Below are 26,955 nucleotides of genomic sequence, written 5' to 3'. Positions count from 1 at the left end.
TCCGATCCGAGGACGCCCGTGACATCCGCCGCATCCGGTGCCGCCACGGCGGGGACGCCGGTCGCCGCGACCGCATCCGCGCCGCTGCTCGCCGTGCGCGATCTCGCCGTGACCTACGAGGGATCGGATGCCGCGGCGACGCGCGGCGCGTCGTTCACCGTTACTCCCGGCGAGATCGTGCTGCTGCTGGGGCCCAGCGGTTCGGGCAAGTCGACGGTCGCGCTGACGCTCAACGGGCTCATCCCCCAATCGATCCCGGCGACGACCGAGGGCACGGTGCTCGTGTCGGGCGAGGATGCCGCGACCACCCCGATTCCGCGCCTGAGCACCCGTGTCGGCATGGTGTTCCAGGACCCCGACGCGCAGCTGGTCACCGGCACCCTGCTCGACGAGGTCGCCTTCGGCCCCGAGAACCTGCGGCTTCCCGTCGACGACGTCCTCGACCGCAGCGAGCGGGCGCTGCGCCGGATGGGTCTCTGGGAGCGTCGGCACGAGAACCCCGACCGCCTCTCCGGCGGGGGACGCCAGCGCCTCGCGATCGCGTGCGCGCTGGCGATGGACTCGCCCCTGCTCGTGCTCGACGAGCCCACCGCGAACCTCGACCCCGAGGGCATCGAAGACGTCTACGCCGCTCTGGGCGAGATCGCCGCCGCCGGCGACCGGGCGATCCTGCTCGTCGAGCACAATCTCGACGCGGCGATCGGCTTCACCGACCGCGTCGTCGTCCTCGATCACGGCGGCCGCACGATCGCCGACGGCCCGATCGACGCGGTGCTGCGCGAACGGGCGGCCGAGCTGCACGAGATCGGTGTGTGGCTGCCGATCTCGACCCTCGCGGCCCTGCACCTGCGCGAGGCCGGCTACCCGCTCGACCCGCTCCCCCTGACGCCCGAAGAGCTGCGCGCGGGGCTCGAGGCCGCGGCATCCGGGCGCGAGAATCGGACGATTGCACCGTCGTCGGAGACATCCCCCGGTCCGCTCCGAGTTTCGCGCGAATCTCCGAGGCTCGCGACCGCACCCGCCGTCTCGGTGCGCGGTCTGACGCTGCGTCGAGGCCGGACGACGGTGCTGCACGACGTGGACCTCGAGGTCGCGACCGGCGAGTTCGTCGCGATCGTCGGCGCGAACGGGGCGGGGAAGACGAGCCTCGTCCAGGCGATCGCGGGCGTCGTCCGGGGACCGCGCGGGCGCATCGACGTCGGCGGTATCGACCCGAGCCGGGCGGACCCGCGCGCGGTGGCGGAGCGCATCGGGTTCGTCTTCCAGAACCCCGAGCACCAGTTCGTCGCGCACACCGTGTTCGACGAGCTCGCCCACGGCCTGCGGCGCCAGCGGGTGCCCGCCGAGGAGATCCGCGAGCCCGTCGATCGGATGCTGCGCCGCTTCGGCCTCGAGGCGCACGCCGGCCGGCATCCGTTCCTGCTGTCCGGCGGTCAGAAGCGTCGGCTCTCGGTCGGCACAGCGCTCATCGCCGGCGCTCCCGTGCTGGCGCTCGACGAGCCGACGTTCGGCCAGGACCGCGCGCGCGCCGATGAGCTGCTGCACCTGCTGCGCGACCTCAACCGCGATGGCACGACGATCCTCGTCGTCACGCACGACATGCAGCTGGTGAGCGAGTACGCCGAGCGCTGCGTCGTCGTCGGAGACGGCCGCATCGTCGCCGACGGTCCGACCGCAGACATCCTCGGCGACGACGAGCTCCTGCGTTCCGCGGCGCTTCGGATGCCGCCGCTGCGGCGCGCCCTGCACGGACTCGACGTGTTCCCGGAGCTGGCGGGAGTCGCGCGTCTCCGCGATCTGCCGCGAGGCCCTCGAGACCCGCGAGGCCGGCGATGAGCGCGACGGCGACCACCACGATCGATCCCTACGCGGCCGCGCCGGCATCGCGTCGGCTGCTGTTCCGGCTCAACCCGCTGGCCAAGCTCGCGGCGCCCGTCCCCGCGATGGTCGCGCTGATCTTCACGCGCGACCTCGTGACGCCGCTCGCGATCCTCGCGCTCGCTTACGCGGTACTGATCGTCGGTGCGCGCTGGACGCTCCGCACCGTTCTGCTGCTCGCGGTCGCCGTGCCGGTCGGCATCCTGCTCGTGGGCGCGGGGATGTCGCTGTGGGTCGACGCTGCGCGGGTGGCCGGCACCCCCGTGCTGCTCCAGCTCGGCGCGTGGAGCCTGCACGCCGGGGCGCTGCAGATCGGGATGGCGACCGGGTTGCGGCTCGGAGCGATCGCCGCGCTGGCGTTCATCGCCGGACTCACCACGACGGGGCCGGACCTCGTGCGGGCGACCGTCCAGCAGCTGCGGGTGCCCTACCGCGTCGGCTACACGGCGCTCGCGGCGTTCCGGTTCGTGCCGCGCTTCGGCTACGAGCTCGACCTCATCAGGCAGGCGCACCGGGTGCGCGGTGCGCACGGTGGGCGGGGGCCGTTCGCCGCGATCGCGCGGTGGGGAGGTTACGTCGTCCCCCTGCTCGCAGGAGCCATCCGCCACGCCGAACGCGTCGCACTCGCGATGGACTCGCGCGCCTTCGGCGCACACCGCGATCGCAGCGAGCGCCACCTCGTACCGTTCCGGCGGCGTGACGTCGTCTTCATCGTGGTCTTCTGGATCGCCTCGGCCGCGATCCTCATTCCCCTCTTCCCCTGGACCCCCTGATGCCGGCCACACCCCGTCGAGTCGCCACGTATCGCGGATGCGGGGGCACCCGCATCCGCATTTGCTGGCGAGTCGACGGGTTGTGGCGAGCCCGGAAAGGATGCTGCGCATGACCCGCAACCTCGTCAAGCCCACGACGCCCGGCCTGGTGCGTCTGGAGGTGCTGCGCGCCGAGCGGCTCGCTCCGCACTGGATGCGGGTGACGTTCGGCCGCGGCGACATCGACCGGTTCGTGCCGCTCGGCTACGACCAGTGGTTCCGCCTCTTCCTGCCGCTCGGCGGCGATGAGGCCCTCGATCGCATCCCCGCGAAGGCCAACAAGCTGTTCGGGTACCTCAAGTACCTCCGTATCCCCGAGGGCGAGCGGCCGGTCATGCGCAACTACTCGGTGCGTGCGTACCGGCCGTCGGGACCGTCGGGCGGCGCCGAGATCGACGTCGACTTCGTGCTGCACGGCTCGGGACCGACCGCCGGCCCCGCCTCGCGCTGGGCCTCGCAGGCCCACGCGGGAGACAGCGTCGTCATCATCGACGAGGGACTGCGCTTCAACCCCGAGCGAGGTGTCGACCGGGTGCTGCTCGTCGCAGACGAGACGGGTGCACCGGCCGTGGCCTCCATCTGCGCATCGTTGCCGGGAACGGCATCCGGGATGGCGCTCATCGAGGCTCCGTCGAGCGACGACGTGCTCGAGATCGAAGCGCCTCCGGAGCTCGATGTCCGGTGGCTCGTCCGGGCGCCCGACGCGAAGCCGGGGTCAGCCGCCCTCGCAGCGCTGAGCGCGTTGGCGCCGGGCGCCGTGCCTGCGCAGCCGCTCCATGCCTTCGTCGTCGGTGAGCAGTCGCTGCCGACCACCGCTCGACGGATGCTCATCGCCGACCACGGCATCCCGAAGGAGCAGATCAGTTTCGTCGGCTACTGGCGCGAGGGCGCGGGATCGCCGGCTCCGAGGTCGCAGGCGAGGGAACAGCACGCGCCCTCCGACGCGGCTCCGAGGTCGGCGGAATCGGAGGCAACGGCATGAGCACCTCGGCCCGATCTCGCGCCGCACGCGTCTCGACGGCGTACCTGCTGACCTGCGCAGCGATCGGCGTCGCGGCGAGCGCGTTGCTCGCGCCTGCGTGGGTCGCATCGACGACCTTGTTCCTCACGGTGCCGTTCGCGACGGTGGCGATCGCCGGGCTGTGGGTTCTCCCCGCCGTCATCGCTCTCAGGCTGCTGCAACGACCGGGAGCGGGGCTGCTCGTGGGGCTGATCTCGGGGCTCGTGCTCGCGCCGTTCTTCACTATCGGATCGGTCGCGACGATGTTGTACTGGTCGTTCTTCCCCGAGCTGCCGTTCCTCGCGACGCTTTACCGGCGCTGGAACACGTGGCTGCACTACGCGGGTGCCGCGATCATCGGTGCGACCTACCCGGTCTTCGCGGCGCAGTCGTTCGACCTGTGGAGCATGGCCACGCCCGTGCTCGTCGGGTTCATCGCCCTGTGCATCGGGAGCTGCCTCGTGGCCACGTGGCTCGGCATCCTGATCGGCGACCGCCTGCGCGCCGCCGGCGTCGCGACCCTAGCCCGCCGCCGCACCCCCGCCTGACCCCCTCTTCCCCTTCCCCTTCCCTCCTCCGTCGACTCGCCGAAAAATGCGGATGCGGGGGGGTGCAGCATCCGCAGAACCTGGCGAGTCGACGGCCCGGCGAGCGCCGCGGCAGGTCAGTCGGCGTAGGTCGGGGCCGGGGGCATCCCGAAGAAGTCTTCGAGGGTGCGGTAGCCGCCGTCTGCGTAGAGCGCCGCCAGCTCGGGACCGATGTAGCGCAGGTGCCAGGGCTCGTACTCGTAGCCGGTCGTGTCAGTGCGGCCGTCGGGGTAACGGATGATGAAGCCGAAGCGATGCGCGTTGGCGGCCACCCAGTCGGACTGCGCCGTGCCGCCGAACTGCTCGATGGCTCCGCATCCCCCGTCGCACGCGACGACATCGACGGCGAGGCCGGTCTGATGCTCGCTGTGGCCGGGGCGGGCGCTGGTGAGGTCGGCGTTGCTCTGTCCGAGCTGACCGACGTAGTTGCGGTACGTCGACACCTGGAAGTCGTACGAGCGGAACCCGCTGTTGACCCCGATCGTGCCCGCACCCTCGTCTCTCGCGGCTGCCGCGAGCTGCGAGAGGGCTGCTGCGACGTCCGCACGCATGTGCCCCCCGCTGGTCCGCTCGACGCCCTCGGCGCGCGCTTGCGGCTCGGGCCAGTAGTCGATCGGATCGAGCGCGTTGAGCTTGTTGACCACGACCCAGGTGCGCCCGGCCTCGTGCAGGTCGATGCACGGGGCCGCCCCGGCGGTGATCGCGGCGCGGAAGGGCTCGGCTCCCCCTGCCGCGGCGATGACGTCGGCGTCCGAGCCGGACGAGAGCGCCTCCGCGAAGCCCGGAGCTGAGCAGATGTCGCCCGCGGCGGCGGCATCCGTCGCGGCATCGTCGACCGGCTGCGCAGCGGAGTCCGCGTCACCGGACTGCGCGGGCGCGGGGAGGCTCGACGCGGTGGGCGCGTTGCCCGCCGTATCGCCGAGGAGCGCGGCGACGGGGTCGGCGGCAGCGGCATCCGATCCGCTCAGCGCCGACGTGGTGCCGATGGCACCCGCGACGACGAGCCCGACGAGCGCGAGGGCCGCAGCGCCGGCGACGGCGCGGCGGCGGACATAGACGGATGCCGGCAAACGGACGGACGCCGTCAGGACGCCGGGCTCGGACGAGCCACCACCCTCGCGCGCCGGCGCGGATGCGGCATCCTCCGGCGGACGCGACACGGCAGACCCGGAACCGGCGGCGCGCTCGCGCAGCTCACGGCGCGTCGGAAGGGGTCGCGTCTCCGGCGACCGCTCGCGTCGCGAGCGACGCGTCTCCGGCTCGGTCGGGTGCGCCACGACCCCCATTCTGCCCTGCGAGCCCGCCGGCCGCCGGTTACGCCTCCTTCGTGATTGACATCGCTTCGAATTTCTGTTCGAATCTTCTCATGCGATGGCAGGGGCAGCAGGTGGGCGTGGCGGATGCCGCTGCTCTGCCCGGCCTCGAAACGCTCAATGGCCTCGTGCGCTCGGTGACGACGCCCGAGTTCGCGGGAGTGACCTTCCACGAGGTCATGTCACGCTCGGCGCTCAACCGGGTTCCGGGCCCGTCGGCGATGCCGTTCGACTGGACGGTCAATCCGTACCGGGGATGCACGCATGCCTGCGTCTACTGCTTCGCCCGTGGCACGCACGAGTACCTCGACATGGACGCGGGGGCCGACTTCGACTCGCAGATCGTCGTCAAGCTGAACGTCGCCGACGTGCTGCGTCGGGAGCTTTCGAAGCCGAGCTGGGCACGCGAGCAGGTCGCCCTCGGCACGAACACCGATCCCTACCAGCGCGCCGAGGGCCGCTACCGGTTGATGCCCGGCATCATCACGGCACTCGTCGACAGCGGCACGCCGTTCTCGGTGCTGACGAAAGGCACGCTGCTGCGACGCGATCTGCCACTGTTGGCCGAGGCGGCGCGTTCCGTGCCGGTCGATCTCGCGATGTCGATCGCGGTGCTCGACGAGCCGTTGCGCCAACTGCTCGAACCCGGCGCGCCGACGTTCGCCGCGCGCCTCGACACGGTGCGAGCGGCCAGCGCCGCGGGGTTCCGGGTGACGGTGTTCCTCATGCCGATCGTGCCGCACCTCACCGATTCGACCGAGGTACTCGACGATGCCCTGAGCCGGATCGCAGATGCCGGCGCCGCCCGCGTCGTCTACGGCGCGATGCACCTGCGACCGGGCGTCAAACCATGGTTCCAGCAGTGGCTCGCGCGTGAACGCCCCGACCTCTTGCCGGTGTACCGCGGCCTGTACCCCGGGGCCGCGGTGCAGGCACCTCAGGGCTACCGGCGCATGCTCGCAGCGCGCGTTCGACCCCTGCTCGCGCGGCATCGACTGCGCGGCGGTCTCGAAGAGGAAGAGGCGCAGCCGAGCACCCGACGGTTCCGGCCGGGACCGGTCGTCACGACCTCGCGCGGCCGCGCCGCTGCAACGGCATCCGTTCCCACCCTCTTCTGAAGCCGGGAGGGCGGCGATGCCGTCAGCGCGGGAGCGCGGAGTGGACCGCAAGGGCGACGTCGCGGGTCGTGTCGGGCGTCGCGAGCTCTCCGCCGCCGACGGTGATCCATGCGGCACCGTCGAACACGTAGGTCACGGCCGTGCTCACATCACCCGCCTCGATGGCGTCGCCGGTGAAGACGGTCGCGGTGCCCGAGCGTTCCTCCGTGAAGGTGTCGGACGCGTCGCGGAGTGCCGCGATCAGGCGGGGAGCCGCCTCCGAAGCGCTGACGACCGCTATCGACACCGCTCGTCCTGATCTGGGCACACCCCACAGGCAGGCCGTCGCATCATCGGACGCGGCGAGCGCGTCTTGGGCCGCGGGTCCGACCGGCTTCCACGTGTCCGTCGTGTCGGCGATCAGCACGACGTCGGCGCCGAAGGCGGCCTGGACGATCGCATCATCGACCTGAGCCGCGCACTCCGGGATGGCGAAGTGCGCCGGTATTCCGGTCCGCTGCGGCTCAGCTGTCGCGGTCGGCGTCGGGGACGAGTGCGCGGCCGACGAGGGGGGAGACGCCGCCGACGAGCCCGGCTCGGTCGCAGCGGGCGCGACCTCCGAGCCGGGGACTGTGCATCCCGACAGCAATAGAACCGCGGCAGCGCAGGCGGTCCCGATCGAGAGTGCTCGTGTGCGATGCATGCTCCTCAGCTCAGCGGCATCCGCCGTGCAGGGGAACCCGGTCGCGCCTTCATGAGAATGTCGCTAATGCGCACCGGCCCCCGCGCACGCGCGCGAGGGCAGGGCGTCGGGTCAGGCGTCGACGTTCGCGAGCTGTCGGCCCGAGACCTCCTCGAGGATGTCGTCGCCGGGGCGCACATCGTCGAAGGGGGCGTCGATCTCGGCACGCTCGAGCATCTCGGTCATGCGGCGGCGGCGCTGACGCGTGATGAGGGTGACGACCGCGCCCGAGCGACCGGCACGGCCGGTACGGCCCGCACGGTGCAGGTACGTCTTGTACTCATCGGGAGCGTCGGCCTGGATCACCAGATCGATGTCGTCGACGTGGATGCCGCGGGCAGCGACATCCGTTGCGACGAGCACCCGCACCTTGCCGTCGGTCAGACGCTGCAGGTTGCGCGTGCGCTTGCCCTGGTTGAGGTCGCCGTGGAGCGCGACCGCCGCGATCCCGGCGTCCTCGAACTGCTCGGCGAGCATCTCGGTGTAGGCACGGGTGCGGGCGAAGACGAGGGTCTTACCGTCGCGATCGACGAGGGAGTTGAGGATCTCGGCCTTGTCGCGGTGGTCGAGGACGAGCACGCGGTGGTCGATGGTCGAGGTGTCCTGGCTCTCGCCCGCGACCTCGTAGACGGCGGGCTCGACGAGGAACTCGTCGACCAGCGCCGCGACCTCGCGGTCGAGCGTCGCGGAGAAGAGCAGTTTCTGCGCGCCGTCCTGCACGAGGCGGAGGATGCGCTGCATGGGCTCGAGGAAGCCGAGCTCGCTCATGTGGTCAGCCTCGTCGAGCACGACGATTGCTACCTCGGAGAGGTCGAGCTTGCCCTGGTTCTGCAGGTCCTCGATGCGCCCCGGGGTGCCGATGATGATGTCGACGCCCTTCTTGAGCGCACCGACCTGACGCGCCTGCGGCACTCCGCCGTAGATCTGCGTCGTGAACAGGCCGACGCTGCGCGCGATCGCCTGCACGGTGCGGTCGATCTGCAGCGCGAGCTCGCGTGTCGGTGCGAGGATCAGGGCCTTCGGTGAACGCCCGAACTCGCGGCGCTTGCCGGCCTGGCTGCGCAGGATCGACTCGACGAGCGGAGCGCCGAACGCGATGGTCTTGCCCGAGCCGGTGCGGCCGCGGGCGAGCACATCCTTGCGCTCGAGGATCGGCGGAATGGTGGCCGCCTGGATCGGGAACGGGGATGCTGCGCCGAGAGCCTCGAGCTGACGGACGATGTTGTCGCCGAGGCCGAGGTCGGCGAACGACGACTGAGCGACGGATGCCGCATCCACGGCCTCCGCCTGCAGGCGCTCGTGGACGGTGTCGACGTGGTCCTGGTGGGCCTTCGACTTGGTCTCGGCATTCCAGTCCGAACGGTTCGGGCGGTCGCCGAAGTCGCGGCGGGGACGGTCGTCACGGTTCGGACGGTCGGCGAAGTCGCGACGCGGGCGGTCATCGAACGAACGTGCCGGGCGGTCGTCGCGGCGGGGCCGGTCCGAGAAGTCGCGGCGCGGACGGTCATCGCGGTTCGGACGGTCGCCGAAGTCACGACGGGGACGGTCATCGCGGTTCGGACGGTCGCCGAAGTCACGACGGGGACGGTCATCGAACGAACGCGCCGGTCGGTCGTCGCGACGCGGCCGGTCCGAGAAGTCGCGACGCGGACGGTCATCGCGGTTCGGACGGTCGCCGAAGTCACGGCGCGGACGGTCATCGAACGAGCGCGCGGGGCGATCGTCACGACGGGGACGGTCGTCACGGTTCGGACGGTCGCCGAAGTCACGACGCGGACGGTCATCGAACGAACGCGCGGGGCGGTCGTCGCGGCGGGGACGCTCACCGAAGTCGCGACGCGGACGGTCGTCGAACGAGCGCGTCGGGCGGTCGCCGAAGTCACGGCGCGGACGGTCGTCGCGGAACGAGGGACGCGCGTCGCCGAAGGTCCGGCGGTCGTCGCGAGGCTGCGCTTCGTAGGGGCGTCGGCCACCGGCATCCGATCGGCGGTCGTTTCCGTAGCCGCGCTGCTCGCGAGGCGCTCGGTCATCGCGACCGCCCCGGTCGTCACGGAAGGAGCGCTCGCCACGTCCGCCGCGGTCGTCGCGGGCCTGCGAACGGATGCCGCGGGCTTCGTCACGACCCGCACGGTCCTGTGAAGACCAGCGGTTCTTGCGGCCGGTGTCTTCGCTCTCGGCGCGGTAACCGCGGTGCCCCGGGCTCTTGCTACCGGGGGTTCCCGCCGACGACTGTCCGGGGCGACGCTTCGCGTCCTGGTACGAGGTCTTCTTGCCGTAGCGGGGCTCGAAGTTCTGCGCGCGGCCGCCGGCCGGCTTCTTGTTCTTGGGCATGGGTGTGTCCTTCTGGGTTCTCTGCACGAGAACAGCGCCCGCGCGCACGCGGGCAAACCCGGACATCCGTCGGCCGGGGGCCATTCACATGATGGTCATGCGCGCCGATCGGCGCTCACCATCGGCCCCATGGACTCACAAAACCTGTCGCGATCACGCGCTGCCCAGAGCCGACCCGCCCACCATACGGCATCCGCCTGAGAATCGGCCCGCCGCGGCGCCGGGGCGGGCAGCAAAGGCCGGGGTCGGGGGCCGGGGCAATGGATGCTGCGATGCAAGGGTTTCGGCGCAACACCCCGGCGCTCGCTCCCGGCCACGGCGCGCCGCGGGCGATTTCTTGCATCGCGGCAAGCCGGCAAGCCGACGGCCCGGTGCGAGCCCGGAGCGAGCCCGGAGCGTGCCGCGATCAGACCAGGCGGCGGCGACGGGGTCCGCGAGACGGTCCGGGGATGCGCTGAGCCTGCCGACGGGACGACCCAGCACCCGGCTCGCCGGAATCCGCCGGCCGTCCAGCACCACCAGCACCAGCACCACCAGCACCACGGGCACCAGCGTGGTCGTGGTCATCCGGCGCGACGGGGATGACGAGATGCGTGGGCGCATCCGGCGAACCGTCGACCGGAACGACGAGGTGGGTCGGCTCGGCCGTCGCCGCCTCCGCGAGGCGCCGCTCGCGCCGGGTCATCGGCGCCGCAGACGCCCCGTCCCCCGCCGAACCAGCACCCGAAACAGAACCAGCACCCGCACCGACGTCACCCCGGCGCCGCGCCGCCCGGCGCTCGCGCGCCCCCTCGACGAGGTTGTAGAGGGTCGGCAGCACGAGCAGGGTCAGCAGGGTCGACGAGATGAGCCCGCCGATGACGACGATCGCCAGCGGCTGCGAGATGAAGCCGCCGTGGCCGGTGATCCCGAGGCCCATGGGCGTCAGCGCGAAGATGGTCGCGAGCGCGGTCATGAGGATCGGTCGCAGACGCCGCGACCCTCCCGCGATCGTCGCGTCGTGGGCCGACAGCCCCTTCTCGCGGTACTGGTTCACGAGGTCGATCAGCACGATCGCGTTCGTCACGACGATGCCGATGAGCATCAGCACACCGATGAGCGAGGCGACGCCGAGCGGCACGCCCGTCGCGATCTGCAGCAGGATCGCCCCCGTCGCCGCGAACGGCACCGAGATGAGGAGCAGCAGGGGCTGCCGCAGCGACTTGAAGGTCGCGACCATCACGATGTAGACGATGAGGATGGCGGCGAGCGCGGCGAGCCCGAGCTGTCCGAAGGCGTCCTGCTGCTGCGTGAGCACGCCGCCGATCTCGGCATCCGCGCCCTGCGGCAGCTCGACGGTGTCGAGCGCGTCCGAGACGATGACGGATGCCGCGTTGAGATCGTCGCCCGAGGGGGTCACGGTGACCGTCGCGGTGCGCTGACCGCGCTGCGTCGTGATCGAGGTCGGTCCCTCGCTCTGCTCGACGGTCGCGACGTCCTGCAGCGGAATGGGACCGCCGGCCGTCGGGATCGTCAGCTGACGCAGCTCGTCGATCGACGCGGGCGCCTGCGACGCCGCGAGGTAGACGGTGAGCGAGGTGTCGTCGATCTCGACGGTGCCGATCGACTGCGGCTGCATCGTGCCCGAGACGATGCCGCCGACCGCGACCTCCGACAGGCCACGGGATGCCGCCGCGTCGCGGTCGACGGTCACGGCGATGTACGGCAGCGAGGCCGAGAGGTTCGATGTGACCTGGCTGACGCCGTCGGCATCCTGCAGCGAGGCGACGACCGCGTCGGTCGCTTCGCGCAGCGCCGTCTGGTCGGGCGCGGTGACGTCGATCTCGATGTCGCTCGAGCCGAATCCGCCGCCGCCCGCGGCGATCTGGATGTCGCCGACGCCTTCGAGGTCGGCGACGGCGCGCTGCACGCGGTCGCGGACGTCGAGCTGGTCGGCCGAGCTGTCGGTCGTGATGGAGTAGGTGACTCCGCCGCCTCCACCCGAGAAGGCGTCGCGCAGCTGAGATCCGGACGAGCCGATCGACACCTGCACGGCGTCGATCCCCTCGAGGCCGGTGATCGCGTCCTCGACGCGCTGGGCGGCGGCATCCTCCGCTTCGAGGGATGCCGCGGGCCCGAGCGTCTGCGTCATCGTGAAGGTGTTCTGACCGGAGTCGCCGAGGAAGTTCGTCTTCATCAGCGGCACGGCGGCGAGCGTGCCACCAAGCACGAGAACCGCGAGCACGAGGGTGACGGCCGAGTGACGCAGGGTCCAGCGGAGGATCGGCAGGTACGCCTTCTGCAGTCGCGACGGCGGCGCTTCGGGGTCTTCGGGGTCGATGCGCCGGCCGTCGGGGGTGACGACGGGCTTGCCGGGGCGCAGGAACCAGTACGCCAGCACCGGCACGATCGTCAGCGAGACGAACAGCGACGCCGACATCGCGATGGTGACGGTCAGCGCGAAGGGCCGGAACAGCTCGCCGGTCAGGTCGCCGACGAAGGCGATCGGCAGGAACACCGCGACGGTCGTGATCGTCGACGCCGTGATGGCGGCGGCCACCTCGCGAACGGCCAGGGTGATGGCCGCGAGCTTGTCGGCTCCCTCGACGTAGTGCCGCTTGATGTTCTCGATGACGACGATCGAGTCGTCGACGACGCGGCCGATCGCGATCGTGAGGGCGCCGAGGGTCAGGATGTTCAGCGAGTAGCCGAATGCCTGGATGCCGACGAAGGTGATGAGCACGCTCGTGGGGATCGAGATCGCGGTGACGATCGTCGAGCGCACCGACAGCAGGAACACGAGGATCACGAGCACCGCGAACACGAGCCCCAGCAGGCCCTCCTGCGCGAGGGCCTCGATCGACTGCTCGATGAACGGCGCCTGATCGAATACGACGGTGAACTGCGCGTCTCCGCCGAGGTCGTCCTCGAGCGCGGGCAGCGCGTCGAGGACGCCGCGGGAGACGTCGACGGTGTTCGCGGCGGGCAGCTTCGTGACCGCGATGGTGAGGGCGGGCTCGCCATCGACGCGCGAGATCGAGGTGATCGGCGACGGCTCCTGCGCGACGGTCGCGACATCGCCGATCGTCGTCGTGCCGCCGGCGAGCTGCGCGGCATCCGTCGGCACGAGCGGCAGCGCCGACAGCTCGTCGACCGAGGCGATCTTCGCGCCGGTCTGCACGGTCAGCGACTGGTCGCCCTCGGTGATCTCGCCGCCGGGGAACAGCACGCCGTTCTGGTCGAGGGCGTCGCGGATGGCCTGCTGCGTGAAGCCGGCCTCGGCGAGCGCCGCCTGGTCGGGGGTGATCGTGATGCGCTCGACGCGGCCGCCGACGACCTGGGCCGCGTTGACGCCGTCGACGTCTTCGAGATCGGGGATGACGGTGCTCTCGAGCCGGGCCTGCACCGATTCGGCGTCGTCGTAGCCGGTGACGGCCAACTGGATCACGGGCAGGTCATCCAGCGAGAAGCTCAGCACGCTCGGGGTGACCCCGTCGGGCAGCTGGCTGTCGATCCGGTTGATGGCCTGCAGGATCTTCTGCTCGGCCGTCGCCAGGTCGGTACCGTAGGTGAACGAGGCCTGGATGATCGAGGCGTTCGTCGAGCTGGTCGCCGTCGTCGATTCGAGCCCGGGAACACCCTGGATCGCGGTCTCGATGGGGGTCGAGACATCCGTGTTGACGACTTCGGGCGAGGCGCCGGGGTAGGTCGTGACCACGGAGAGCTGGGGCAGCTCGATCGAGGGGATGAGCTCCTGCTTGAGGTTGGTGAGCGCGAGGCCTCCGAACACCGCGGCGACGATCGTGATGAGTGCGATGAGCGCGCGATTCTTCAGGCTCAGGACGGCGAGTTTCGACACAGGTTTCCTCGGGCGCACCGGACCGGCGCTGTAGGTGTGATGCAGGCGGGCGCGATGCGCTCGTCGATACATGGATGTATCGACTTCAGTATCCCACGCGGTCGCCGACGCAGCGTGGGCTCAGCCTGGGAGCAATCCCCCGATGACGATGCCGATCGCCGCGGCGACGACGGCCACGGCGAAGGTGCCGACCAGGTTCACGATCGCCCAATCGCGCCGGCCGCGCCGCGCGAGCTGGATCGTCTCGACCGACACCGTGCTGAACGTCGTGTATCCGCCGAGCAGCCCGACCCCGAGCACGGCCAGCCAGTCGGGCGCGACGAGCGCGCCGAGTCCCGTCAGCAGCCCCAGGAGTCCCGAGCCGGTGACGTTGACGATCAGGATGCCGACGGGAAAGGCGTCGCGCCGCCCCCGCGTGACCACGACGTCGAGCACGTAGCGGATGCCGGCTCCCGCACCGCCCGCGACGACGAGGGCCACGAGCATCCCGCCGCTGACGCCGTTCATGCGGCATCCCTCTCGCGACGGGTGCCGAGGGCCAGCCCGAGTGCCGCGGCGACGAGTCCTCCCACGAGGCTCACCACGACGAGGGCCAGACCGACGACGGGGGCGGCGGTGGCGACCTGTATCGACTGCACGGCGAAGGCACTGTAGGTCGTGAAGCCGCCGAGCACGCCGGTGCCGGCGAACGCCCGGAGCCGCGGCCGGCTCACCGCCCACCGCCCGACGACGACGCCGAGCAGGAACGATCCGAGCAGATTGCAGCCGAGCGTGAGCGCGGGCACCGCGAGCGGGTGAGCCCATCCCGTGAACGGCAGGGTGATCGCGGCGCGCACGGCGACTCCGGCCGCACCGCCGATCACGACGAGGACCAGCGTGAGCGGCGAGATGCGCGCCCGCTCGATCACGTCGCCACCGTAGACCCCGGCATGCACCGACGGATGCCGCCACTCCGGGTCACACCTAGACTCATTTCCTATAGGATCGACGAAAGGTTCGCTCCCCCATCGCAGAGGAGAACGCAATGACGCGTCTGTTCAACGACCCCGACGAGTTCGTCGAGGATTCCGTCGCCGGCTTCGTCGCGGCATCCGCCCGATGGGTCCGCCCCGTCACGGGAGGCGTCGTCCGCTCGACCCGCGGCGCGGAGCCGACGGTCGCTGTCGTCGTGGGGGGCGGCAGCGGCCACTACCCCGCGTTCGCGGGCCTCGTCGGCCCCGGTCTGGCGCACGGCGCGGTCATGGGCAACGTGTTCGCGTCGCCGTCGGCCCACCAGGTGCGTTCGGTCGCGAAGGCCGCTCATGAGGGCCGCGGCGTGCTGCTCAGCTACGGCAACTACGCCGGCGACGTCCTGCACTTCACCCAGGCCCAAGACCGCCTTCGCGAGGCGGGAGTCGACTGCCGCACCGTGACGGTCACCGACGACATCTCCAGCGCACCCGCGCACGAGCGCGAGAAGCGCCGGGGCATCGCGGGCGATCTCGTCGTCTTCAAGATCGCCGGCGCGGCCGCGGAGGAGGGCCTCGATCTCGACGACGTCGAGCGCCTCGCCCGGCACGCCAACGACCGCACCCGCTCACTGGGGGTCGCCTTCGGCGGCTGCACCCTTCCGGGCGCGACCGAGCCGCTCTTCACGGTGCCCGAGGGACGCATGGCGGTCGGTCTCGGCATCCACGGCGAACCCGGCATCGACGAGGTCGACATCCCCACCGCCGCCGAGCTCGCGAAGCTGCTCGTCGAGCGCCTGCTCGAAGAACGACCGGACGGCGCCGCCCCGACCGGTCGCGTCGTGCCGATCCTCAACGGTCTCGGCTCGGTGAAGTACGAGGAGCTCTACGTCGTGTACGCGGCGGTCGACCGCCTGCTGACCGAAGCCGGGGTCGAGGTCACCTCGCCCGAGGTCGGCGAGTTCTGCACGAGCTTCGACATGGCCGGCGTCTCGCTCACCCTCCTCTGGCTCGACGACGAGCTCGATCGGCTGTGGCATGCCTCATGCGACACCCCCGCGTTCCGTCGTGGCTCGGTCGAGGGCCGCGTCGCGGTGGCCGCTGCCGCCGATGACGACGACGATGAGACCGAGGCGATCGGGCCCGCATCCGAGGCGTCGCGCCGCGCGTCCGCCGTCGCCGCCCGCGCCCTCGACGCCGTCGCCGCGATGCTCGACGAGCAGGCCGAGGAGCTCGGGCGCATCGACCGCATCGCGGGCGACGGCGACCACGGCATCGGCATGCAGCGCGGCAGTCGCGCGGCCGCGGCCGCCGCCTCGCGCGCCGTCGCGGCCGGCGCGGGCGCACGGACGGCGCTGCAGCACGCCGGCGACGCCTGGGCCGACAAGGGCGGGGGCACGTCGGGTGCGATCTGGGGAGAGATGCTCCTCGACCTCGGTGCGGCCCTCGGCGACGACGATGCGGTCGACGCCGCCCTGCTGTCCGCGGGCGTCGGGCGCATGAAGGATGCCGTGATGTCGTTCGGCAAGGCCACGGTCGGCGACAAGACGATGATCGACGCGATCGTGCCGTTCGCCGACACGCTCCGCGACCGACTCGCCCAGGGAGATGACCTGCTCGACGCGTGGGCCACCGCCGCCGACGCCGCACAGGCCGCCGCCGAGGCGACCGCCCAGCTCACCGCCCGGCTCGGTCGTGCCCGTACGCACGGCGACCGCAGCCTCGGCACCCCCGACCCCGGCGCGGTCTCGTTCGCGCTGGTGACCCGCACGGTTCTCGATGTCCTGAAGGAGGACGCCTGACATGGCACTGCGACTGATCGTCGGCTCGGATGACGCCGGCTACGAGTACAAGGAACGCATCAAGGCCGACCTGGAGGCGAACCCCCTGGTCGCCGAGGTCATCGACGTCGGCGTCGACGCCGACAGCCACACCAACTACCCCGCGGTCGCGACGGCCGCTGCCGAGCGCGTGCGCGACGGCGAGGCCGACCGCGCGATCCTCATCTGCGGCACGGGGCTCGGCGTCGCGATCGCGGCGAACAAGGTCACCGGCATCCGCGCCGTCACGGCGCACGACTCGTACTCGGTCGAGCGGTCGATCCTGTCGAACGACGCCCAGGTGCTCTGCATGGGCCAGCGCGTCGTGGGGATCGAGCTGGCGCGGCGCCTCGCGGCGGAATGGCTCACCTACACCTTCGACACCTCGAGCGCCTCGGCCGAGAAGGTGCGCGAGATCTGCGCGTACGAAGAGGGGTGAGGTCCGCCCGATGATCATCGGCGCGAGCCTGAAGACCTACTTCTCGCACGCCCGCACGCTGAGCTGGGTATCGGAGGTGGCGGCGATCCTCGACGAGCACCCCGCACGCGACCGGGTCACGGCGTTCGTGGCGCCCCAGTTCCCCTCGATCCCCGGCGCGCTCGAGCGCGCGGGGCGGCTCGCGGTCGGGGCACAGGACCTCGCCGTGCACGACACCGGCGCCTACACCGGCGAGGTCTCGGGCGCGGTCCTGGCCGAGGTCGGATGCCGCTACGCCGAGGTCGGCCATGCCGAGCGGCGCCGCCTGTTCGGCGAGACCGAGAGCGTGGTGTCGGCGAAGACCCACGCCGCGCTGCGGAACGGCCTCGTCCCGGTCATCTGCGTCGGCGAGGAGGACGAGGCGGGGCTCGACGCCGCGATCGCGACCTGCGCGCAGCAGGTGCGCAGCGCCCTCGCCGATGCCGACGAGGCGGCCGCGACCGGCGCGGTGGTCATCGCCTACGAACCGCTGTGGGCGATCGGTGCGCCGGCACCCGCGACATCCGATCACATCCGCTCGATCTGCTCGGGATTGCGATCCCGGATCGGCGCCGTCGATCGCGAGATCTCGATCATCTACGGCGGCAGTGCGGGGCCGGGGCTGCTGTCGACGATCTCAGACGCCGTCGACGGCCTGTTCCTCGGCCGGTTCGCGCACGACCCGCGCGCGGTTCGTGACATCCTCGATGAGGTGGACGCCCTCTCGGGGTGAGGTGCGCTCCGTGCGAACCGGAAGAGGGACGATGACCGCATCACGGGACGGCAACCTGCGGGGACTCGATGCCACGATCGAGCGGCGCGGCCTGCGCGATCACGTCTACGAGCGGATCCTCCAGCTGCTTCTCAGCGGCGAGGCGGTTCCCGGCCGCCGATTGTCGATCGACACCATCGCGCGCCAGCTCGACGTATCGCAGACCCCGGTGCGCGAAGCGCTCGTGCAGCTCGAACGCACCGGGCTCGTCACGCGCGAGGCACTGCGCGGCTATCGGGTAGCCCCACCCCTCGGTCTCGACCAGCTGCGCGAGCTCTTCGACGCCCGCATCATGCTCGAGACGCATGCCACGCGCCTCGCGACGCCCGCCTCGCCCGAGATGATCGACGAGCTCCGCGCGGCGGAGGAGGAGCACCGCAGCATCGGCAAGCGCGTCATCGAGGCCCTCAACGCGGGGGCCGCCGACCTGGAGCTGACCGCCGCATACTTCGTCGCGGACGCCGCGTTCCACCGCGTCGTGTTCGACCACTGCGGCAACCGGTATCTCACCGAGATGTCCGAGACCCTCGGCGCGCAGCTGCACCGGATGCGGCAGTCGGTGCGGCACGGCGTGACCGACGTGCGCGAGGCGATCGCCGAGCACGAGGCCCTCGTCGACGCGTTCGCCACGGGCGACCCCGACGCTCCCGAGCGGTCGATGCTCCATCACCTCGAGCAGGTGCGCCAGCGATCGCTCGGGCTCGAGCAGGCCTGAACCCGTCGCCGCGAACTCTCTCTTGCAGCGTTCTCTATTTCCTATAGGATCTACGGGAGTCCTCAGCCGGACCCGCTCGCCAATGGAGTCGCCATGAATGCACCGTCGCACCCGTCCACCCCCACGCCCGGCCCGATCGCGGTCTGCATGCACGGCTTCGCCCCGGTCGCCGCAGACGGAACGCGTCTGCACGACGCACCCGCCGAGACCTGGGACGACGTGTTCGCGCAGGTCGAGCGGCTCGGCTTCACCGCGATCGAGATCGCGGACAGCCACATCCGTCCATCCGAGCTGACCGCGTCCCGTCGCGCCGAGCTGAAGTCCGTCGCGACGAGCCACGGGATCGAGCTCGTCTCGGTGCACGTGCAGCGCCAGAGCGTCATCCAGCCCGGCAAGGGCGAAGAGAACCTCGCGTACGCGCACCGCGCCATCGACGCGGCGGCCGAGCTCGGCATGCGCGTCTTCTCGACCGGCCTCCACCAGCCCTTCAGCGAGGCGCAGCGCGCGGCCCTGTGGTTCTGGACCGCGCCGGGCGCGGTCGACCCCGATGACGCCGACACCCGCGCGCTCGCGGTCCGCCGCCTGCGCGAACTCGGCGAGCACGCAGCATCCGTCGGTCTGCCGATGTCGCTCGAGATGTACGAGGACACCTACCTCGGCACCGCCGAGAGCGCGGTGCGCCTCATCGAGGAGATCGGGCTCGACAACGTCGGCCTCAACCCCGACATCGGCAACCTCGTGCGCCTGCACCGCCCCATCGAGGACTGGCGCGAGATGCACGAGAAGACCCTCCCCTACGCCAACTACTGGCACATGAAGAACTACGCGCGCGACGAGGCGGCCGACGGCAGCTGGCAGACCTCGACGCCGACGAGCATGGAGCTCGGCCTCATCAACTACCGGGCGATGGTCGCCCGCGCGCTCGAGCTCGGATTCCGCGGCCCGTTCCTCATGGAGCAGTACGGCGGCGACAGCCTCGGCGTCTGCGCCCGCAACCGCGACTACCTGACCTCCCTGCTTCCGGCGACCGCCGAAGCCTGACCGACACCGACGAGGAGAACGTCATGACCGAGAACGAACGCCCCGTGTACGCGGTGGTGGGCAGCGGCTACATGGGCGGCGGCATCGCGCAGTCGCTCGCCCTGTCCGGCGCCGACGTGCGCATCGCCGATGTCGACATCGAAGTCGCCCGCGGCAACCGCGACCGCCTCATCGCCGAGGCAGCGCAGTTCACCGCCGACGGCCTGTTCCCCGCCGACGCCAGCGCCGTCATCGCGGAGCGCATCACGGCGATGACGATCGAGGATGCCGTCGCCGGCGCTTCCTTCATCGAGGAGGCGGTGCCCGAGAAGATCGAGATCAAGCACGCGACCCTCCGCCGCATCTCGGCTGCGGCCGCGCCCGACGCGATCATCGGCAGCAACACCTCGACGATCCTCATCGGCCGTCTCGCCGAAGCCGTGACGAACCCCGGCCGGTTTCTCGGCGTGCACTTCTCCAACCCCGCTCCCTTCATCCCCGGCGTCGAGCTGATCCCGCACGCCGGCACCGACGAGGCGGTCCTCCCCGTCGTCGAGGCCATCGTCGCCGCGACGGGCAAGGAGACCGCCCGGGTGAAGGATGCGACCGGGTTCGTGCTCAATCGCCTGCAGTACGCGCTCTTCCACGAGGCGACGCAGCTGGTGGAGGAGGGCGTCGCCACGCCGGAGGACATCGACACCATCGTGCGCACGACCTTCGGCTTCCGGCTGCCGTTCTTCGGGCCGTTCGCGATCGCCGACATGGCCGGGCTCGACGTCTACGCCTTCTGCTACGCGTCGCTGCAGACGGAGTTCCCCGAGCGGTTCGCGACACCGCCCATCCTCGACCAGCTCGTCTCGGCCGGGAAGCTCGGCACGAAGTCCGGCGCCGGGTTCCTCGACGTCCCCGCCGAGCGCACGCCCGAGCTCATCGCCTACCGCAACAAGGCGTACGTCGCGATGAAGAAGCTCATCGACGAGCTCGGCCCCGCCCCCATCCACCCCGCACAGGACTGAGAGAACACGCCATGGCATCCGTCTTCCCCGCTGAGCGCACCGTCATCCTGACCGGCGCCGCGAGCCCCCGGGGCATCGGCCGCACGACCGCCTTCCACCTGGCAGAGCGCGGCTGGCATGTCGGCATCGTCGACGTCGACGCCGCGGCCGCCGAGCGCACCGCCGCCGAGGTCGCCGAGGCTCACGGTGTGCGGGCCGTCGGCGTCGGCGCGAACGTGGCCGACCGCCAGCAGGCCGTCGCCGCGATCGACACGCTCGAGGCGTCGCTGCCGCAGATCGTCGCCCTCGTGAATTTCGCCGGGGTCTCGTCCCCGATCCCCTACCTCGAGGTCACCCCCGAGGAATGGCACCGCGTCGAGTCGATCAACCTCGACGGCGTGCACTGGGTCACCCAGCGCGTCGCCCGCACGCTCGTCGCGAACGGCGTGGGGCGCCTCGTGGGCATCTCGTCGGTGTCGGCGCAGCGCGGTGGCGGCACCTTCTCGAAGACGCCCTACTCGGCGGCGAAGGCGGGTGTGATCGGCCTGATGCGCTCGGTCGCGCGAGAGCTCGGTCCGCTCGGCATCACGGCGAACGTCATCTCGCCCGGCCCGATCGACACCGACATCATGGGCGGGACGCTGACGGAGGAGCGCAAGGAGGCGATGGCCGCCGACGGCGTGCTGCCGCGCATCGGCACTCCCACCGACATCGCCGCGGCGGTGGCCTACCTGATCAGCGAGGACGCCGGATTCGTGACGGGCCAGACCCTGAACGTCGACGGTGGCCTCTACATGCACTGAGGCTCCCGTGAACCGCAACTGGTCCCGCGGACGCCTCGGGTTCCTGGCCATCGGGGTGATCTGCGTGGTCGTCGGCCTCGTCCTGATCATCCCCTCACTCGGCGGCTGAACCGCCGCCTCGTCACTCCGTCACACCCACACGAACTCGAAGGAGAGTCACTGTGTCCTCATCGGACTACGGTCCCGCCACGCGGGCCAACGTCACGGTCGCGAATGAGCTGCTGAGCAGCCCGCACCTGGCGAGCGGCATCAAGAAGGCCACCTACCGGCTCATGCCGATGCTCATCATCCTGTACTTCGTCGCGTTCCTGGATCGCACGAATGTCGGGTTCGCCGAGTCCGCTCTCGAAGTCGACCGGGGCATCTCGGCCGGGGCCTATGCCCTCGGTGCCGGCATCTTCTTCATCGGCTACGCCCTCTTCGAGATCCCCTCGAACCTGCTGCTCGACAAGTTCGGCGCGCGCTTCTGGCTCGCCCGCATCGCGGTCACCTGGGGAATCGTCGCGTCGCTCTTCGCCTTCGTCAACGGCGAGACGATGTTCATCGTGCTGCGCTTCCTCCTGGGCGTCACGGAGGCCGGCCTCTTCCCCGGCGTCATCATGTTCCTCGCGCAGTGGTTCCCCAACAAGCGCCGCGTGCAGATGTTCGCGCTGTTCTACCTCGCGCAGCCCTTCTCGCAGATGCTGGGAGCCCCGCTGTCGGGCGGCCTGATCAGCATCGGCGACCAGGTCACCCCGTGGGCCGGCTGGCAGGTGATGTTCTTCGTCGAGGGCATGATGGCGGTCGTCGCCGGTATCGCAGCCCTGTTCTTCCTCGTCGACTCGCCGCAGAAGGCGAAGTTCCTCGATGACGACGAGAAGGCCGCGCTGAAGGCGGTGATGGAGCATGAAGACACCGTGAAGGAATCCGATGGGCCCCGCGGCATCGGCGCGGCGCTCATCAGCTGGAAGGTCTGGTACTTCACCGTCATCTACTTCTGCCTGCAGATCGCCGTCTACGGCACGACGTTCTACCTGCCGCAGCAGGTGTCGAACCTCATCGGAGAGTCGGTCGGCTGGCAGGTCGGCCTCGTGTCCGCCATCCCGTGGGCCGTCGGCCTGTTCGCCTGCTACTACGTCGGCAAGCACGCCGACACCGTGCGCCGGCGCCGCGTGTGGGGTGCCCTGTTCTTCCTCGTGACGGGTTCGGCCATCCTCGTGTCGGCGTGGGCCGGAGCCAACGGGCAGGGCCTGCTCGGCATCATCGCGATCACCGTCGCGGTCGCGGCGTTCCTCTCGACGGGCCCCATCACCTGGTCGTTCCCGACCTCGTTCCTCACGGGGGCCGCGGCCGCAGCCGGCATCGGCCTCATCAACTCCCTCGGCAACCTGGGCGGCTTCGTCGCCCCGATCATGCGCACGGGGATCAACGAGGCCGTCCCGACCGAGAGCGGAGCCTGGGGCGTGGTGTCGCTGGGTCTGTTCGCGTTCCTCGCCGCCGTCATGATGTGGGCGACCCGGTTCTTCAGCTCGAAGGCCGACGCCCTCCTGACCTCGGGAGAGCCCCAGCGCCGCTGACGCGTCGCGCGTTTCGAACGGCCCGGTGTCGCCTCGTGCGGCCCGGGCCGTTTCGGCGTCGCGCCGAGGCTGCCCGGTGAGTGCTCGGGCGCTGCGCCGTCGGCGTCAACCGAGGACGAGGGAACGGATGGCGGACTCGGGCGAGACGGTCGTGTCGAGCAGCATCCCCGAGCGATAACGCTCGAACACGCGCGGATCGATGTACGAGCTGCGCGCGACCGCCGGGGTGTTGCCCAGCGCCGTCGCCGCGGCGCGCACCGCTTCGACCTCGGCCTGATGCACGGCCCGGGCGGTCTCGGCGATGCCGATGCGGGCGAGGGCATCCGCCGCGACGACGGTGCCTCGGAGCGTGCGGAAGTCCTTCGCGGTGAACGGGCCGCCGGTCAGCGCGCGGACGTACGCGTTGACGTCGTTCGGGGTGAGCGGCACCCGCCGGCGCTGCCGCTGCCACGCGAGCAACGGCGACGAGGGCCGCCCCTCGATGAGCAGCATGATCGCCGTCGCGAGATCGGGGTCGGGGATCTCGAGCGCCTGCCGCTGCCCGCTCTTGCCCGAGAAAGCCAGGCTCACGACGGCGTCGGCCACCGAGGCGTCGCGGCGCCGGAGCGTCGTCAGCCCCCGGCTGCCGTGCTGCAGCAGGTAGCGCTGCGACCCGATGCGCAGCGCCGAGCGGTCGAGCAGCCGGAATGCCGCCGCGAGGACGCGTTCGCGGTCGAGGTCGGCGCGACGCAACGACGCGGTCGCCCGGGACCGGGCGCGCGGCAGGGACTCGGCGAGCTGCAGCGCCCTCGCGTACTTGCCCTTGTCGCGGCTGCGCGTCCAGTCGGGATGGTAGATGTACTGTCGGCGGCCCGCATCGTCGGTTCCGACGACCTGGATGTGCCCCTGGGGATCCGCGCAGATCCAGACGTCCTGCCACGCCGGCGGGATGACGATCGTGCGGATGCGGGCGAGATCGCGCCGCCCGACCACGCCGCCGTCGGCGTCCGTGTACCGGAAGCCCTTGCCCGAGCGGATGCGCCGGATGCCGGCATCCACATCGGGTCGGACCCGGACGAGTCGGGCCACCTCAGTGGTTGCGCAGCATCGAGATGATCTGCGCCTTCTTCTTGCCCGAGTACCCGGAGATGCCGAGTTCCTTGGCGCGCTTCTTCAGCTCGTCGACGGTCCAGTCCTCGTAGTCGCCGGACTGCCCGCCCCGGCTGCCGACCTTCTTGCGGCCGTCACGGGCGGCGGCGTTCGAGATGCGAGCGGCCTTCTCCTTCGAGGCGCCGTCCTCGCGCAGCTCCTCGTAGAGCTCGGGGTCTTTGAGACTGTTCGATCCGCGTCCCTGTGGCATGGCGGTCTCCCCTCTTCGTCAGGCCGAGATTACGACCGCCACGACGGCCGTCGCAGGTGCTTGACAGGCATTCGCGCAAGGGCGTAACCCCACCCCACCCGCCGCCCGCCGCCCGCCGGCCGCCGCCCGACCGCGACCCGACACAAAGGGCGCCTTCCTCGCCGCCGACACGACCATGCGCGTCGGGTCGGCGCGTGATGGGCTACCACCACGGGGAATCGATCGTCAAGGCCTCGGCACTTACGCTCGGCATTCTCTAACGTTGCGGTCAGCCCTTCACGGGGTCGGAACGTCTCGCAGTGGGACGGACATTGGGAGACAGACAAGGAGCCCTCGTGAACATCTTCCTCATCATCATCATCGTCGTTGCGATCGTGCTCGCGATCGTCAGTGGCCTGAACAGCGCCCTGAGCTGGCTGCTCTGGGTTGCTCTGATCGTCGGTGTGATCGCGCTCATCGCGTTCCTCTTCCGAGTGATCAGCGGCAACAAGCGCGTCTGACCGCCGCGCTGCGCGAACGCCTCCGCCTCCGGGCGGGGGCGTTCTGCATTTCCGGAGCCGTGCGGCGACCTGCTCCGAGGACCTCTGGACGAGTCGCGATATATCGTGTTACCGTCAGCACACGCGATATATCGCGAATAGTTCGCGGCAACCGTCGCCTGAGAGAGGGAAGCGCCATGACACTGCAGAAATGGATCGTCCACCCCGACGAGACGCGGGTGATCGACGTCGATGACATCCGCAAGCTCAAGGTGAGCATGGTCGGGGGTCAGATCGACATCGTCGCCCACGACGAACCGGGCGTCCGCATCGAGGTGCACGCCGTCACGGGCAAGGATCTCCGTATCGAAGCGACCGGCGACGTCGTCGAGATCGACCACCCGCAGCTGCGCTGGGACAACTTCACGCAGGTCTTCCGCAACTTCGGGTCGTCCGGGCCGAAGGCCGAGATCAGCGTCGCCGTCCCGCGAGGCACCGACCTCACGCTCGGCGTCGTCAGCGCGAGCGCGCTCGTGTCGGGTCTCACGGCCGATGCGCGGGTCAATACCGTCTCGGGCGACATCATCATCGACGGGATCACGGGCGACGTGAACGCCAACGCCGTCTCGGGCGACGTACAGGCTCGCGAGCTGACCGGAGCGCTCACTGCGAAGTCCGTGTCGGGCGACGTGTCGGCGATCGGCACCCTGCGCGCGGCCGACATCGACACCGTGTCGGGCGCCATGCTCGTCGACTCGTCCGGTCCGATCCAGTCGATCACGCTCCACACCGTGGGCGGCGACGCGACGGTGCGCCTCGACGAGAGCCTGCCCGCGAACTATCAGGTGCGAAGCGTCAGCGGACGCGTGCTCATCGACGGGGTCGTGCGATCCGGTCAGGGTGCCGGGCCGCTGACGAGCTTCGCCGGCTCGACCGGTGAACTCAGCGGATCGTTCGTCGATGTCCGCACCAACTCGGTCTCGGGCGACCTGACCGTTCTGCGGCGCTCCGCCCCCGCGGCCACCGACGTCGCCGGCACGAGCACTCCCGAGGTCGCCGGCGAGGCAGCACCCGACGCCGCCCCGGGCGAAGCGGCGCCCACCACCCCGGCCGAGGACACCGCCGACCGTCGCGAGGAGCTCTGACGATGCCGCCCGTCTTCTCCCACGGTGATCTGCGCCTCTACCTGCTGTCGCTGCTCGACGAGTCGCCGCGTCATGGGTACGACCTCATGCAGGCCCTGACGGAGCGCACCGGCGGCACGTACTCGCCGAGCGCCGGCACCATCTATCCGCGGTTGGCCAAGCTCGAGGACGAAGGACTCGTGACCAAGACCGTCGACGGTCGCAAGACGATCTACGAGATCACGGATGCCGGCCGTGACGAGCTCTCGGCCCGCCGCCATGACCTCGACGGCATCCAGGCCGGCCTGGCCGACAGCATCCGCCTCATCGCCGACGAGGTCCGGGGCAGCGTGCGCGCCGCGATGAAGAGCCTCCAGGCCGATCTCGCAGCGGCCGCGAACCTCGATCACGAGACGGCCACGCGTCCGACACCACCCGAGAACCCGCGCGCCGAAGCCCGCGCGCAGGCGCAGCGAGCGGATGCCGCGATCGCCGAGTTCCGGGCGAACGTGAAGGCCGACCTGCGGTCGCACATCGCGCGCGACGGCGACGTCACGGCTTCCACCGTCGACGACCTCGTCGCTGCACTCACCCGGGCCCGCGAAGAGGTGCTGCGGACCCTGCGGGGCTGACGACGCGCGGTGCCACGCCGCACCGATGACCTCTGCTCCGGGCCGCTCAGGGCTCGGGCCAGAGGTCTTCGTCGTCCGCGGCGGTCTCACCCTGCGGTACGACGAGGATGGACCGCCGCTGCCGATGCGCCAGCCGCGCCGCCACCGAGCCCGTGAAGAACTCGCGGATCGACTCGCCGATGCCGCGCCGGCGCGTACCGACCACGAGCAGCTTGGCGTCGAGCCGGTCGGCGAGGTGCTTGATCGCGAGCGCCGGATCTCCGACGAGCTGATGCACGGTCCACTCCACGGGGGACGACCGGAGCGCCTCCGCCGCGGCCGCTCGGATCTGCTCGAGCTGCGCCGCGCTCGAGACCGCCCCGAGGTCGATGGGAGCCGTGTGGACGTAGCCGTCGGGGTCTTCGTAGGTCACGAACCGGGTGACGTCGACGTGCACGATGATGAGCCCGACGCCGAGCATCGACGCGTATCGGGCCGCTTCGACGACGACGCGAGGCGACTGCCCGGGGATGACTCCCGCGATGACGGGCGTCGACGGAAGGCGGCTCTCGTCGCCTGCGGAGTGCTGATCGGCCATGGTCGCCCCCTGTCTCAGCGGCGGCACCGGCGATGGCTCGGGGCCCCCGTGTTATTCTTGATGCTACTCTTCCCCGGCGCAGCGCCGGATCGTGAAATGCTCCGGGCACCGCTGAACAGCC

25 protein-coding genes are annotated in these 26,955 nt (G+C 70.8%); 16 read left to right on the top strand and 9 right to left on the bottom strand.

Annotated features, from left to right (window positions below; all coding sequences use genetic code 11):
- Window positions 1–18 precede the first annotated feature (18 nt).
- From C1N74_RS01175 to C1N74_RS01160, 4 genes are all read left to right on the top strand, one after another.
- Window positions 19–1,836, top strand: coding sequence for an ABC transporter ATP-binding protein (locus C1N74_RS01175; RefSeq protein WP_137749790.1), 1,818 nt, complete (start codon window positions 19–21; stop codon window positions 1,834–1,836).
- Window positions 1,833–2,651 carry an energy-coupling factor transporter transmembrane component T gene (locus C1N74_RS01170; protein WP_137749789.1) on the top strand — a complete coding sequence of 273 codons (819 nt, stop codon included), beginning with the start codon at window positions 1,833–1,835 and terminating at the stop codon, window positions 2,649–2,651. The genes C1N74_RS01175 and C1N74_RS01170 overlap by 4 nt, the downstream gene beginning before the upstream one ends.
- A 109-nt stretch (window positions 2,652–2,760) precedes the next feature.
- Entirely contained in the window at window positions 2,761–3,672 is a 912-nt protein-coding gene (locus C1N74_RS01165; protein ID WP_258317966.1) for a siderophore-interacting protein, read from the top strand.
- Window positions 3,669–4,238, top strand: coding sequence for an ECF transporter S component (locus C1N74_RS01160; RefSeq protein ID WP_023953057.1), 570 nt, complete (start codon window positions 3,669–3,671; stop codon window positions 4,236–4,238). Before C1N74_RS01165 ends, C1N74_RS01160 begins: the two co-directional genes overlap by 4 nt.
- A gap of 116 nt (window positions 4,239–4,354) precedes the next feature.
- Here the strand turns inward: C1N74_RS01160 and C1N74_RS01155 are convergent, their stop codons facing one another.
- Complete coding sequence (locus tag C1N74_RS01155; protein ID WP_258317965.1) at window positions 4,355–5,554, bottom strand: M15 family metallopeptidase; 1,200 nt, start codon at window positions 5,552–5,554, stop codon at window positions 4,355–4,357.
- An 89-nt stretch (window positions 5,555–5,643) separates the two neighbouring features.
- Here C1N74_RS01155 and C1N74_RS01150 point away from each other — a divergent pair, with 89 nt between their 5' ends.
- Window positions 5,644–6,708, top strand: coding sequence for an Rv2578c family radical SAM protein (locus tag C1N74_RS01150; RefSeq protein ID WP_023953059.1), 1,065 nt, complete (start codon window positions 5,644–5,646; stop codon window positions 6,706–6,708).
- Window positions 6,709–6,730: 22 nt separating this feature from the next.
- Here C1N74_RS01150 and C1N74_RS01145 read toward each other — a convergent pair whose 3' ends face one another.
- From C1N74_RS01145 to C1N74_RS01125, 5 genes are all read right to left on the bottom strand, one after another.
- The gene (locus tag C1N74_RS01145) at window positions 6,731–7,390 is read right to left on the bottom strand and encodes a hypothetical protein (protein ID WP_137749787.1); all 660 of its coding nucleotides are present in this window, start codon (window positions 7,388–7,390) and stop codon (window positions 6,731–6,733) included.
- Between the two features lie 111 nt (window positions 7,391–7,501).
- Window positions 7,502–9,760, bottom strand: a complete 2,259-nt coding sequence (locus tag C1N74_RS01140; protein WP_137749786.1) for a DEAD/DEAH box helicase — start codon at window positions 9,758–9,760, stop codon at window positions 7,502–7,504.
- Between the two features lie 406 nt (window positions 9,761–10,166).
- Window positions 10,167–13,598 (bottom strand): efflux RND transporter permease subunit, encoded by a 3,432-nt coding sequence (locus C1N74_RS01135; protein ID WP_258317964.1) that lies wholly within the window; start codon window positions 13,596–13,598, stop codon window positions 10,167–10,169.
- A 120-nt stretch (window positions 13,599–13,718) separates the two neighbouring features.
- Complete coding sequence (locus C1N74_RS01130; protein ID WP_023953064.1) at window positions 13,719–14,105, bottom strand: CrcB family protein; 387 nt, start codon at window positions 14,103–14,105, stop codon at window positions 13,719–13,721.
- The gene (locus C1N74_RS01125) at window positions 14,102–14,506 is read right to left on the bottom strand and encodes a CrcB family protein (RefSeq protein ID WP_023953065.1); all 405 of its coding nucleotides are present in this window, start codon (window positions 14,504–14,506) and stop codon (window positions 14,102–14,104) included. Before C1N74_RS01125 ends, C1N74_RS01130 begins: the two co-directional genes overlap by 4 nt.
- A 116-nt stretch (window positions 14,507–14,622) precedes the next feature.
- On the opposite strand from C1N74_RS01125, the gene C1N74_RS01120 reads away from it, so the two are divergent.
- The 8 genes from C1N74_RS01120 to C1N74_RS01085 all read left to right on the top strand — a co-directional run bounded on the left by C1N74_RS01120 (window position 14,623) and on the right by C1N74_RS01085 (window position 22,683).
- Window positions 14,623–16,347 (top strand): dihydroxyacetone kinase family protein, encoded by a 1,725-nt coding sequence (locus tag C1N74_RS01120; protein ID WP_071918714.1) that lies wholly within the window; start codon window positions 14,623–14,625, stop codon window positions 16,345–16,347.
- 1 nt (window position 16,348) lies between these two features.
- Window positions 16,349–16,804 (top strand): ribose-5-phosphate isomerase, encoded by a 456-nt coding sequence (locus C1N74_RS01115; protein ID WP_023953069.1) that lies wholly within the window; start codon window positions 16,349–16,351, stop codon window positions 16,802–16,804.
- A 10-nt stretch (window positions 16,805–16,814) separates the two neighbouring features.
- Entirely contained in the window at window positions 16,815–17,555 is a 741-nt protein-coding gene (locus C1N74_RS01110; protein ID WP_023953071.1) for a triose-phosphate isomerase family protein, read from the top strand.
- Between the two features lie 31 nt (window positions 17,556–17,586).
- Window positions 17,587–18,309 carry a GntR family transcriptional regulator gene (locus C1N74_RS01105; RefSeq protein WP_071918717.1) on the top strand — a complete coding sequence of 241 codons (723 nt, stop codon included), beginning with the start codon at window positions 17,587–17,589 and terminating at the stop codon, window positions 18,307–18,309.
- A 93-nt stretch (window positions 18,310–18,402) separates the two neighbouring features.
- Complete coding sequence (locus C1N74_RS01100; RefSeq protein WP_137749785.1) at window positions 18,403–19,350, top strand: sugar phosphate isomerase/epimerase; 948 nt, start codon at window positions 18,403–18,405, stop codon at window positions 19,348–19,350.
- A 23-nt stretch (window positions 19,351–19,373) separates the two neighbouring features.
- Window positions 19,374–20,345: a 3-hydroxyacyl-CoA dehydrogenase family protein gene (locus C1N74_RS01095; RefSeq protein ID WP_064955164.1), complete on the top strand. Its 972-nt coding sequence runs from the start codon at window positions 19,374–19,376 to the stop codon at window positions 20,343–20,345.
- 11 nt (window positions 20,346–20,356) lie between these two features.
- Window positions 20,357–21,127: an SDR family NAD(P)-dependent oxidoreductase gene (locus tag C1N74_RS01090; RefSeq protein WP_023953078.1), complete on the top strand. Its 771-nt coding sequence runs from the start codon at window positions 20,357–20,359 to the stop codon at window positions 21,125–21,127.
- A 161-nt stretch (window positions 21,128–21,288) separates the two neighbouring features.
- Window positions 21,289–22,683 carry an MFS transporter gene (locus C1N74_RS01085; RefSeq protein WP_023953080.1) on the top strand — a complete coding sequence of 465 codons (1,395 nt, stop codon included), beginning with the start codon at window positions 21,289–21,291 and terminating at the stop codon, window positions 22,681–22,683.
- Between the two features lie 105 nt (window positions 22,684–22,788).
- Here C1N74_RS01085 and C1N74_RS01080 read toward each other — a convergent pair whose 3' ends face one another.
- Both C1N74_RS01080 and C1N74_RS01075 read right to left on the bottom strand, forming a co-directional pair.
- Window positions 22,789–23,751: a DNA topoisomerase IB gene (locus C1N74_RS01080; RefSeq protein WP_023953082.1), complete on the bottom strand. Its 963-nt coding sequence runs from the start codon at window positions 23,749–23,751 to the stop codon at window positions 22,789–22,791.
- A gap of 1 nt (window position 23,752) precedes the next feature.
- Window positions 23,753–24,022 (bottom strand): Rho termination factor N-terminal domain-containing protein, encoded by a 270-nt coding sequence (locus C1N74_RS01075; protein ID WP_023953083.1) that lies wholly within the window; start codon window positions 24,020–24,022, stop codon window positions 23,753–23,755.
- Window positions 24,023–24,357: 335 nt separating this feature from the next.
- Between C1N74_RS01075 and C1N74_RS16350 the strand changes: the two genes are divergently transcribed.
- From C1N74_RS16350 to C1N74_RS01065, 3 genes are all read left to right on the top strand, one after another.
- Window positions 24,358–24,522 carry a hypothetical protein gene (locus tag C1N74_RS16350; protein WP_023953086.1) on the top strand — a complete coding sequence of 55 codons (165 nt, stop codon included), beginning with the start codon at window positions 24,358–24,360 and terminating at the stop codon, window positions 24,520–24,522.
- A 176-nt stretch (window positions 24,523–24,698) separates the two neighbouring features.
- Window positions 24,699–25,646 (top strand): DUF4097 family beta strand repeat-containing protein, encoded by a 948-nt coding sequence (locus tag C1N74_RS01070; RefSeq protein ID WP_114598180.1) that lies wholly within the window; start codon window positions 24,699–24,701, stop codon window positions 25,644–25,646.
- Between the two features lie 2 nt (window positions 25,647–25,648).
- Window positions 25,649–26,257, top strand: coding sequence for a PadR family transcriptional regulator (locus C1N74_RS01065; protein ID WP_064955166.1), 609 nt, complete (start codon window positions 25,649–25,651; stop codon window positions 26,255–26,257).
- A 46-nt stretch (window positions 26,258–26,303) separates the two neighbouring features.
- Here C1N74_RS01065 and C1N74_RS01060 read toward each other — a convergent pair whose 3' ends face one another.
- Window positions 26,304–26,834: a universal stress protein gene (locus tag C1N74_RS01060; RefSeq protein ID WP_064955167.1), complete on the bottom strand. Its 531-nt coding sequence runs from the start codon at window positions 26,832–26,834 to the stop codon at window positions 26,304–26,306.
- Window positions 26,835–26,955 lie beyond the last annotated feature (121 nt).

Origin of the sequence: Microbacterium sp. SGAir0570 (assembly GCF_005491085.2) — a bacterium.
GTDB lineage: Bacteria > Actinomycetota > Actinomycetes > Actinomycetales > Microbacteriaceae > Microbacterium > Microbacterium arborescens.
The sequence above is the reverse complement of the archived record's forward strand: the minus strand, read 5'-3'. Positions and strand labels throughout refer to the sequence as shown.